The sequence below is a fragment of the Myroides indicus genome (assembly GCF_004364575.1).
In the GTDB taxonomy this organism is placed as follows: domain Bacteria; phylum Bacteroidota; class Bacteroidia; order Flavobacteriales; family Flavobacteriaceae; genus Flavobacterium; species Flavobacterium indicum_A.
On the sequence record NZ_SOAG01000022.1, the window covers coordinates 55,789 to 65,621 of the forward strand.

A 9,833-nucleotide genomic window follows, 5' to 3' on the forward strand; every position below is an offset into this window, starting at 1 on the left:
CGTTACGTTACCCAGCGGAAGAGCGTTATTGAAATACTGATTTAAAATCTCCTGAACATCTTCATTGGTGATAATTTCCTCAAAGTTATTGGTAACATCACCCACAACATCAATGGTTGTTTGACTACCATCCTCTGCAGTATATATGTACTGTCCATTACCTTGATTTTCTAAAGTCGTTAGTATATTAATATCTTTTAAAGGTACCGATACAATATTACCTTTAGAATCCTTTAAGTAGAGAGTTTGCTCATTATTATTCACCGCAAATTCTTCATTTTTAAGAATATCTCTATAAGCATCATCTTGGTCAGTAATTATTCGTAGCCAACTAGTCTCAAACCAATAATAATACCCTGGTCTAAGATCTTCATTTTCAGTAGTATTAAAAACCAGCAAACTATTGGTTATATTCCCTTTATTAACAAAAGAATTATCTGTAAGCGTAAAGGTATTCTTGGTATTAAAACTCCTTTTAAATCATTTAAGGGAGCCAATACTTCAAGCATCGCTGATTTGTCTGGATTTCTTGTACCTATTCCTACTTGCGCCATAGCGAAAGTTGATACAAATAGGAGTGATAGTGGTAGTAATTTTCTTTTCATTAACTATTCTTATTTTTACTGTTTTTTATCTTAATATCATTCTAATAAAAATTTTATTATTAAATAGAATGATGAATCCTTCTTGTGTTCATTTCTATAAAAACATTTATTCTGCTTTTATATGAAAATCAAATATTATACCAAATTAAAATAAAAAAATAAAAACTTACACACATATTTAAAAAAAACATAAAAATTTATTTAAATATTAAGAATATCATAAATAAAGATTATTTTCCTATTAGCGAAAATTGAGATATGAAAAAACTAGAATTGGAGCGTTTAAAAGAGCCTGAATAAGAAAATCTCAAGCTTAAACGGATATATGACGATGTTATTTTAGACAATAAAATGTCTCAAAGATATCTGGATATTCTAATTAAATCGAACTATTAATTAAGCAGTTATATTTATATATACTTTTTCATTAAACTCGCTGATTTTCTGACAGTTTAAGTAAGGATATTTACGTTTTTTATTGTACTACATTTCGATATATTTAAAAACGATAGATCCTATTTGCTTTGTACTTAGCAGTAAATTTCCATAAATCATCTCCACTTTTAGAGATTTAAAGCGCTTCCTGTTACGGCATTATCTGTACAATTTGTTTTTCTACTCATACTTCTACTTCTTTAAAAGATCTATTGCTTTTAGCCATTTTAAAAGCTGCCTAGGCGGTATTTTCCGTTGTTATATCTTTAATTTAAGCCCCATCTAATGACCTTTTGTCAAATAAATCCTAACTGTAGCTAGACACATAAAACATTCTTTTATTCCGATCTAAGCAATATCAGGCACCCAAGATTTTCTTGGTTTAGTTTGTGCAAATTCTATTATCTAAGATATTTTCAACCACTCAATAATTGTGTTCTGAGACTTTGGTAACTCTATATCACCGAACTTTATAAACATGTAAATCATTAGCTTTCTTTGAGAAAATGAAGATTATTTTTTTACTATCTCATCTTCTAATTCGACAGCGGCTAACTTTTTCCTAATTCTTGTATTCTTTCTTCTTCTAGGATGAGCTTTTGTTTGCCATTTGCCTGGAAAACTATCATTCTCTAAACTTTTTAGCTTCTTTACACCATTTATACAATGAGGTAGTTCTAATTCCAAGTTCACGAGCTAATTCTGATTTGTTCATTTTTTCCTTAATCAGTTCAACGGCTTGCTGCTTAAAAGCCGCATTGTAGTTTTTTCTAATCCGCTTCATAGTTCAAACATAAGTTTTTATGCTTAACTACAATATGCGGACTTAGCTAGTAAGTTCAGACATAGGCTTAAAGAAGTTTCAGAACAATAAAAAGTCAAGATGACTTCAATAATTAAATTCAAAATATCTTTATATTTGGATAAATTTTTCATACATGTTGACAAAAAAAAATATTCTTTTTATATTTTTATTCTGTGTTTTTTATTCATTTTCACAACCTCACACTAAAAAATATGCAAGCACCGTTCAGGGTGATCCCTTTTTTACATCCGTTGATTTTGAATTAGTAGATAATCTAATCATAGTACCCGTTGCTATTGACAATATAAAATATCGTTTTTTATTAGATACAGGTGCAATCAATCTGTTTTCTTCAAAACTTGCTTATCCTTATCAAATTGAAAATTTAGAAGAAGAAAAGGATCTAAAATTTGATATTGATAACAATAACAATACACTTATCAAAATGAGTCGAATTGTCTTCGGAGGGGTAGCTTTCCAAAATAACATCGGTGTTGTCAGAGAAATGCATAATAACTTATTTGACTGTTATCAGTTAGACGGTATATTGGGAAGCAATTTTTTTGGCAACGTAATCTTACAGATCGACTATCCGCAACGAAAAATTTATATTACTAACGTTTTTAAAAAGCTGAAAATTAAAAGCAAATCTCAAAGAGTAAAATACATTGACAATCAGCGTTCACCTTTGATAGATATCACACTTCAAAACAACAAACGAATTTCTAAAGATCAAGCAATAATAGATACCGGATTTAACGGGATATATGAGATTAATATTGAAAAATTTAGTTTTTTTTCAAGAACCAACCTCCTTACTCAATTTATTTCTACAGACGGAATAAGCTCTACAGAACTCATTAATAATAAAGATAAGAAAACATATCATTTAGTAAAAGTTCCAACCCTTAAAATGGATCAATTTACACTTACCAACTTCTATGCTAAAAGTACCTATGATTATTCCAAAATAGGAAATGATTTATTAAAAAGAGGAAAACTTACTATAGATTTTATCGCAGGACAATATTTTTTTGAGACACTAGAACTAGAAGATATTCAAAATAAAATTCCTCTTCTCTCTCCTACTTTTTACCAAAATAAACTTATTGCAGGTATCATTTGGGATGAAGAACTAAGGACTAAAATAGATTTTGACGATCAAATTATAAAAATAAATCACCTTCCGGTAAATAAAAAAGAACCATGCGAACTTTTTTCATTAAAGAATGAAAATTCTACTTTTACTGTATTAAAAAAGGATCGCACAACTATAGAAATTTCTTCTGCCAAGTATACTTCTTTTTAATTCCGTACAAATCTCAATCTAATTATATTATGAGATTTCCTCATCTTAAAAACATACTTTTACAAAAAATGTCTTGTAGAACATCGTATTTATAGTATATTTGCACTCGCAATACAGAACAAGAGTTCGACTGGAGAAATGGCAGAGTGGTCGAATGCGGCGGTCTTGAAAACCGTTGACTGTAACAGGTCCGGGGGTTCGAATCCCTCTTTCTCCGCTGATTTATAAAAGATAACTTTTCAAAAGTTATTAAAAAAGCACAAAACCTATGATTCACAATGAGTTATAGGTTTTTTCTTTTTTAGGGGTATCACATTCTGTTCAAAAGTGCACCTAAAAATATTCGGGATTCGGTGTACAAAAGAACATTCAATCAATGTGCACCTTTTAACTTAAAGAACCTTGACGCCAAATGGCGCCAGAAAGTTTTAAACTGTGATTTTGGAACGTTTTAATTCAACATTTATTAATATTTAAAACAGTTGAATTATGTTAGAAGAACAGTTATCAATTAATTTCTTTCTTAAACCCAATAGAGGGAAAAGTGATTTAAGAGGTGTTTATCTTAGAATCACAGTAGATGGTATTCGCAAAGAGATTTCTTTAAGTCATAAATGGGATATCAACAGATGGAACCAAAAAGCAGGTCGTGCCAAAGTCTATCAAAACTGAAATGCAGATATTAAAAGGTAAGCTTGAAGTAAAAGCAAATAAACAAACAGATAATTTTGCTGACTTACTCGAGAGTTTAAAAAATCTAAACGCTGATAAATTAGTTCAGCTAACTACTTTTATTAATCAGTTAAATAGATAACAAAAACTCCCTTGAATTCTCTACAATTTCTAATAATTCAACTGTCATATTTGTAGTAGGGAATTTTAGGGAATATTTTAGTATTAAATTAAAGGTAACATTGAAAAATATTATCTATCCATTGGAATTATTTGCTAAAGCATTGGGCAAGTACAAATAAGTTAAACGTTGTTTTTTTTTAAAGCTTCAATCAAAGAGGAAGACTCTGTTTTACTCAAAATATTTTTACGATGAGTTCTAACAGTATGATAACTAACGTTTAATATCTCAGAAATTTCTTTGCTTTGATAGCCCTCATTAATTAAATCCAAAATTTCTACTTCGCGTTTAGTAAGTTTGAATTTAGAACTAAAATTAATAGACCTGTTTTTTATCTTATCAATAATCTGAAAATCAAATTCTGATCGTGTTTCATAATCATCTATTTTTTCGTGATGCACAAAGTTTTTAAACATTCTACCGCATTCATCTGTTTCTATTGTTTGATATTGCTGTTTTATGGTTATATAGTTCCCTGCTTTTGTTCTAAGTCTAAAGCTATACGAAATTAAGTAGGTGAATAACTCTTTATAAAAAACACGATCTCTTAATTGAAATGAACTGTATTCACATTTATTGCAATAGTCTAAATCATCCGGATGAATAGATAAAAACAATTTATTCAGATCAAATTCTTCTGCTGTATAACCCAAAACATCTAATATACTACTGCTTATATATTCTAGCTCATTAATTTCACAATTATAGATAAAATAATAGCTTTCTTTACTCCTACTTTCGATTTGAGAACTGTTTGAGGACCGGCGATTTAGCCATAAATTCCATGCACTACCTAAAAACGAAGGATTGTTTTTTGATCCCATATAAAGAAACATAAGGTTAAAAAATAGTATAAAAAACAATTAAAAACTGTCACTGTTCAACATGTCTTTTAAAATAATTGAATGATCAAATGAGTGGGAATAAAACCCAACATTTTTACTTGACCATTCCATACAAATGTACCAAGGTGTTACAAGATTCTTTTGGCAAAAAACACGCAAAAGCTTGGTGTTTTTCATGCGTTTTTAACAAACAAAAAATATAATATAATAAAAATCAATACATTAAAAGACCTATCAAGCATGAATACTTAATAGGTCTTAAAATTTATAAGCAAAATAATTCGTTTTATCTCTTTACAGAAGAAGGGGAAAAACCAAAATGTTTTTTGAATACTTTGCTGAAATAAACCGGATCTTCAAAGCCAACAGTCCAAGAAACCTGAGCAACACTTTCTCCTTTTTTCAATAATTCAATTGCCTTTTCCAAACGCATATTTCGTATAAAGTCTGCCGGAGTTTTTCCAGTAATGGTTTTAAGCTTTCGCGTAAGCTGACTAACGGATAAAAAGACGCCTTCCGCCAGAATATTTACCCCAAACTGCAAATTGGAAATATTTTTCTCAACTAATTCTGTTACATCTTCCACAAATTTTAGATCCCGACTGCTTAATTCCGGTATTTCTTCTGCCGATGGAATCGTACTTCCTTCAAACTTTTTACGAAGCAATTCTTTAAAGCTCAAGATATTTCTTACACGTAACTTTAGCTCCGCGAGTGAAAATGGCTTGGTGAGATAGTCATCCGCTCCTGTTTCCAAGCCGGTCAATTTATCTTTTTGTTCTGCTTTTGCAGTGAGTAATATAATAGGGATATGCGAAGTTATCACATCGTTTTTAAGTGTTTCACATAATTCAAACCCATCGGCATCGGGCATCATTACATCACTGATAATTAAATCCGGGAGTAATTCTTTTGCTAATTTCATTCCGTCTTTGCCGTTTGATGCTTCTGCATAACGGTATTCTTCTCCTAAATTTTGAACAATAAAAGAACGCAAATCGGGTTGATCTTCTATAATAAGCAATAAAGGAAGCTCTGCGTTTTGAAGTTCATTATTTTTAATCTCAATTTCTTCGTTACTTGGAAAGTCCGTTTTTTGTTCAACAGAATCTATGCTTTCAACATCTTCTGTTTTCGAACTTTCTAGCCAAAAAGTAAAAACACACCCCCCATTGTCAGGAGAGTCTACTTTAATATCACCTCCGTGCAGTAGGGTTAATTCTTTTACCAAAGCCAATCCAATACCCGAGCCTGCATAGGTGCGTTGTCCAGGTTCATCTACTTGATAAAAACGATCAAATATCTTAGATAAATGTTCCTTTGAAATTCCTTGTCCTGTGTCGGTAATGGTAATAAAAAGTTTATCATTTTGGTAATCTATACTCGCTGTTACACTTCCTCCAACAGGAGTGTATTTGATTGCATTAGATAGTAAATTGGTCATAATCATAGCCAAAGCCTCCGATGAAAAAACAAAGGGACGCTCAGATAAGATTTTCGCCTTTTCGGTTTGCTGAAGTATAAGCGAAATTCCGTGTTGTTCAGCATACGAATAGAAAGATTGTACAAGCATATTGGCTTCGTTTAACACGTTTCCTTTTTTGTACTCTAACTTGTATTGTCCGCTTTCCATTTTCGAGAGATCAAGCAACTGATTAATTAAAGTAAGCAGCCTTTTACCGTTTTGCTCGATTTCATCAAAATGAGAAAAATCCTCTTCTCGTCCATTCTCTTTCAATACTTCCACATGTCCGTTGATTAAGGTCAGTGGCGTTCTGAATTCATGTGAAATATTTGTCAAAAATCGAGATTTAAACTGTTCGTTTTCCTTAATAACTTCCATTTCCCTGCGTTGCAATTCCAGATTTTGCTTTTCTATTTCTAATTTTTTATTTCTCAATCTGAAAAAATAAACAATAAAAACGGCTAGTACCCCCATAATTCCTAAACCAGCAAACGCAGCGTTGCGTTGTAGCTGTTTAGTTTTAAGTTCTGCCTGAATGACAGCAGCTTTTTTGTCGTATTCGTATCCCATGGATACCTCTAGGCTTTTCTTTTCGTTTTCTTGGTTAACCAGGCTGTCACGATATACAATGTATTGCTTGTAGTTTTCGTAAGCATCTTTGTAATTACCTAAGGTGTTGTCGACTAATGAATAATTGTAGTAAATATCGGCTATAAGTTCTTTTTGTCCTATTTCTTGAGATAGAATTAAGGCTTTATCGAAGTGTTTTTTGGCAGAAGCTGGTCGATTTAATTTATATTCTAAAAGTCCTATATTGTTGTAAGACATTGCTATTCCCCATTTTTCTTCGATTTCTTTCAGAATCTTTAAGGCAGCAAGGTAATTTTCTAATGCTTCGGAATATTTGCCCTGCTGTTGATAAACGACTCCTATGTTGTGATATGAACCTGCAATTCCTCGTTTATTACCTAGTTCCTTTTTTATTTTTAAAGATGCGAAGTAGTTTTCAAGTGCTTCGAGATATTTACCTTGAGCTTCATAAACAAGCCCGATATTATTGTAAGATTCTGCAATTCCTCGTTTATCACCAATATCTTCATATATTTTTAAGGCTTTAGAGTAATTTTTGAATGCTTCAGGGATCTTATCTTGTTTTCTATAAACAATTCCAATACCATTGTAAGACATTGCAATTCCCTCTTTATCCAAGATTTCTTCATATATTTTTAAGCTTGAAAAATAATTCTTGAGCGCTTCCGGATAGTTCCCTTGTGACTCATAAATACTCCCGATGTGATTATAAGAATTTGCAACTCCCTTTTTATTTCCAATTTTTTGCCATTGTTTTAAACTTTCGGAGAAATTTTTCAATGCTTCGGGATAGTTACTTTTATAAGCATAAATAATCCCTAGGATGTTGTAAGCGTTTGCTTCGCCTTTTTTAAAATCAAGTTTTTCCGATAATTCTTTCGAATTTTGCACATAATTTGTAGCAAGTTCGAATTGTCTTTCTCGCGCCAATAAGTGAGAAAGTATGCTCATTCTATTTACTGTTAGGGTATCTGAGGAAGACTGTTTATTAAGAATAGTAGTTAGTGAATCTATCCTTTTTTGCTGAATCGACTTTCCTGCTTGCCCAAAGAGAGTAAAATGGATTAAAAAAGCAAAGAGTATAAAACTATTGCGTCGTAAGGTGTGGTAATTTAACATAGTTGGTCTTTTAGAAAGCCAAAAATAGAGAAATAATACATTGCAAGATCAAACACATGAAAATATAATAAAAGATAAATATTGTGTATTGAAAATATTTACATCTTTAGGATATAGACACTGTACCAAAAACTGTGTATGTATAAAATTCTGCTTGGGTTAAAACCTCAAAACTTTTTCTTATTTTTGAGTAAGATAGCTTTCATTAATATAAATTTTAAATGGTTAAACAAAAAGAAGCCGTCTCGTTTACAAAATCGGGACGGTTTTTTTTATGATTCAAAAATTGAGGTCAAAAATCCAAATAGATTTAACAACGGAGAAAAAGAAGTGTTATCCTTCTTGTTTAAGCGCTCATCTTTATGAGATTATGAGCTAAAGCATGCAATCCGAACTCTATTTCCACTTTTTCAAGTCCCTTTTAAGGTAAATCTTTTGAAGTTCCGGTTGCGTTTGAATTGTGCAAATGTAGGTTCTACATCTGCTGTCCTCTGTTTTCTTCTAATTACCCCGATTTCAAGACTGCATTTCTCCTATCGGTCTTTCTAAGGTTTGTTTTGCAAACTATATGACGGTGGCTTCGCCCATATAGTTTGATGCAAAACTACACCAAGAAGACACTCAACAGAAAAATGAGGTCGTTGGAAAAGCATTAAAGAACATTTTAAAGTAAAAACGACAATATGATTTATAAACCTAAAATAAACATCCGCACCAAACCGCCTCAGCTGACAAGCGAACGTCTTTAAGCCGAAATGAAGTGCTGAGAATACAAGCCGAAGGCAGTTTGTATTCGTTCCTGAATAAGGCGTAAAAAGACCGCGAAGGCAGGTGGAGCGAGAGGGGGGTTTTGATTCTTTTACTTCACATCTTATTTATTGTGATTTTGTGTTCAGTGATTATTTGTTTTACAACAAATAGTTGTACCCCTTACAAAAGAATAAGAAAAGAGATTCCGAACCAAGTTCAGCAGGACAAGGTTTCTTTTCTTTTATCTTGATATAAAAGAAACAAAAGATTAAGACTGCATTTCTCCTATCGGTCTTTCTAAGGCTTGTTTTGCAAACTATATGACGGTGGCTTCGCCCATATAGTTTGATGCAAAACTACACCAAGAAGACACTCGACAGAGAAATGAGGTCGTTGGAAAGGCATTAAAGAACAATTTAAAGTAAAAACGAAAATATGTTATATAAACCAAAAATAAACATTTGCACCAAACCGCCTCAGCTGACAAGCGAACGTCTTTAAGCCGAAATGAAGTGCTAAGAATACAAGCCGAAGGCAGTTTGTATTCGTTCCTGAATAAGGCGTAAAAAGACCGCGAAGGCAGGTGGAGCGAGAGGGGGGGTTTGATTCTTTTACTTCACATCTTATTTATTGTGATTTTGTATTCAGTGATTATTTGTTTTGCAACAAATAGTTGTACCCCTTACAAAAGAATAAGAAAAGAGATTCCGAACCAAGTTCAGCAGGACAAGGTTTCTTTTCTTTTATCTTGATATAAAAGAAACAAAAGATCAAGACTGCATTTCTCCTATCGGTCTTTCTATGGTTTGTTTTGCAAACTATATGACGGTGGCTTCGCCCATATAGTTTGATGCAAAACTGCACCAAGAAGACACTCGACAGAGAAATGAGGTCGTTGGAAAGGCATTAAAGAACAATTTAAAGTAAAAATGATAATATGATTTATAAACCTAAAATAAAAATCCGCACCAAACGGCATTATGTAATTAGCGAGTGTCGTCTTAGCGCAGGGACGTTATGAGAAACCATGTCCGAAGCGAAGCAAGTATAGTTCGA

7 protein-coding genes, 1 tRNA gene and 1 pseudogene are annotated in these 9,833 nt (G+C 32.1%); 3 read left to right on the forward strand and 6 right to left on the reverse strand.

Annotated features, from left to right (window positions below; translation table 11 throughout):
• The 3 genes and pseudogenes from C8P70_RS13805 to C8P70_RS10020 form a co-directional block, all read right to left on the reverse strand.
• Positions 1 to 399 (reverse strand): annotated as a pseudogene (locus tag C8P70_RS13805) (hypothetical protein); the annotation flags it as partial.
• An 8-nt stretch (positions 400 to 407) separates the two neighbouring features.
• Positions 408 to 605, reverse strand: a complete 198-nt coding sequence (locus tag C8P70_RS10015; RefSeq protein ID WP_133713186.1) for a hypothetical protein — start codon at positions 603 to 605, stop codon at positions 408 to 410.
• Between the two features lie 1,060 nt (positions 606 to 1,665).
• Positions 1,666 to 1,824 (reverse strand): transposase, encoded by a 159-nt coding sequence (locus C8P70_RS10020; RefSeq protein ID WP_133713187.1) that lies wholly within the window; start codon positions 1,822 to 1,824, stop codon positions 1,666 to 1,668.
• A gap of 154 nt (positions 1,825 to 1,978) precedes the next feature.
• Between C8P70_RS10020 and C8P70_RS10025 the strand changes: the two genes are divergently transcribed.
• From C8P70_RS10025 to C8P70_RS10035, 3 genes are all read left to right on the forward strand, one after another.
• Positions 1,979 to 3,154 carry a retropepsin-like aspartic protease gene (locus tag C8P70_RS10025; protein WP_133713188.1) on the forward strand — a complete coding sequence of 392 codons (1,176 nt, stop codon included), beginning with the start codon at positions 1,979 to 1,981 and terminating at the stop codon, positions 3,152 to 3,154.
• Between the two features lie 132 nt (positions 3,155 to 3,286).
• Positions 3,287 to 3,371: transfer RNA gene (locus tag C8P70_RS10030), tRNA-Ser, on the forward strand.
• 272 nt (positions 3,372 to 3,643) lie between these two features.
• On the forward strand, positions 3,644 to 3,826 hold the full coding sequence (locus tag C8P70_RS10035; protein WP_243832696.1) for an Arm DNA-binding domain-containing protein: 183 nt from the start codon (positions 3,644 to 3,646) through the stop codon (positions 3,824 to 3,826).
• A gap of 303 nt (positions 3,827 to 4,129) precedes the next feature.
• Here C8P70_RS10035 and C8P70_RS10040 read toward each other — a convergent pair whose 3' ends face one another.
• From C8P70_RS10040 to C8P70_RS14265, 3 genes are all read right to left on the reverse strand, one after another.
• Positions 4,130 to 4,831 (reverse strand): LuxR C-terminal-related transcriptional regulator, encoded by a 702-nt coding sequence (locus C8P70_RS10040; protein ID WP_166666213.1) that lies wholly within the window; start codon positions 4,829 to 4,831, stop codon positions 4,130 to 4,132.
• Positions 4,832 to 5,138: 307 nt separating this feature from the next.
• A complete protein-coding gene (locus C8P70_RS10045; protein WP_166666214.1) occupies positions 5,139 to 7,859 on the reverse strand; it encodes a hybrid sensor histidine kinase/response regulator transcription factor in 2,721 nt (906 codons plus the stop codon).
• 578 nt (positions 7,860 to 8,437) lie between these two features.
• Positions 8,438 to 8,542 (reverse strand): transposase, encoded by a 105-nt coding sequence (locus tag C8P70_RS14265; protein ID WP_394346296.1) that lies wholly within the window; start codon positions 8,540 to 8,542, stop codon positions 8,438 to 8,440.
• Positions 8,543 to 9,833: the final 1,291 nt, after the last annotated feature.

What these genes read in the sequence shown, in the direction of transcription:
- C8P70_RS10025 (WP_133713188.1), top strand. Translation starts at nt 1,979, where the DNA reads ATGTTGACAAAAAAAAATATTCTTTTTATATTTTTATTCTGTGTTTTT.
- C8P70_RS10015 (WP_133713186.1), bottom strand. Translation starts at nt 605, where the DNA reads ATGAAAAGAAAATTACTACCACTATCACTCCTATTTGTATCAACTTTC.
- C8P70_RS10045 (WP_166666214.1), bottom strand. Translation starts at nt 7,859, where the DNA reads ATGAGCATACTTTCTCACTTATTGGCGCGAGAAAGACAATTCGAACTT.
- C8P70_RS10035 (WP_243832696.1), top strand. Translation starts at nt 3,644, where the DNA reads ATGTTAGAAGAACAGTTATCAATTAATTTCTTTCTTAAACCCAATAGA.
- C8P70_RS10040 (WP_166666213.1), bottom strand. Translation starts at nt 4,831, where the DNA reads ATGGGATCAAAAAACAATCCTTCGTTTTTAGGTAGTGCATGGAATTTA.
- C8P70_RS10020 (WP_133713187.1), bottom strand. Translation starts at nt 1,824, where the DNA reads ATGAAGCGGATTAGAAAAAACTACAATGCGGCTTTTAAGCAGCAAGCC.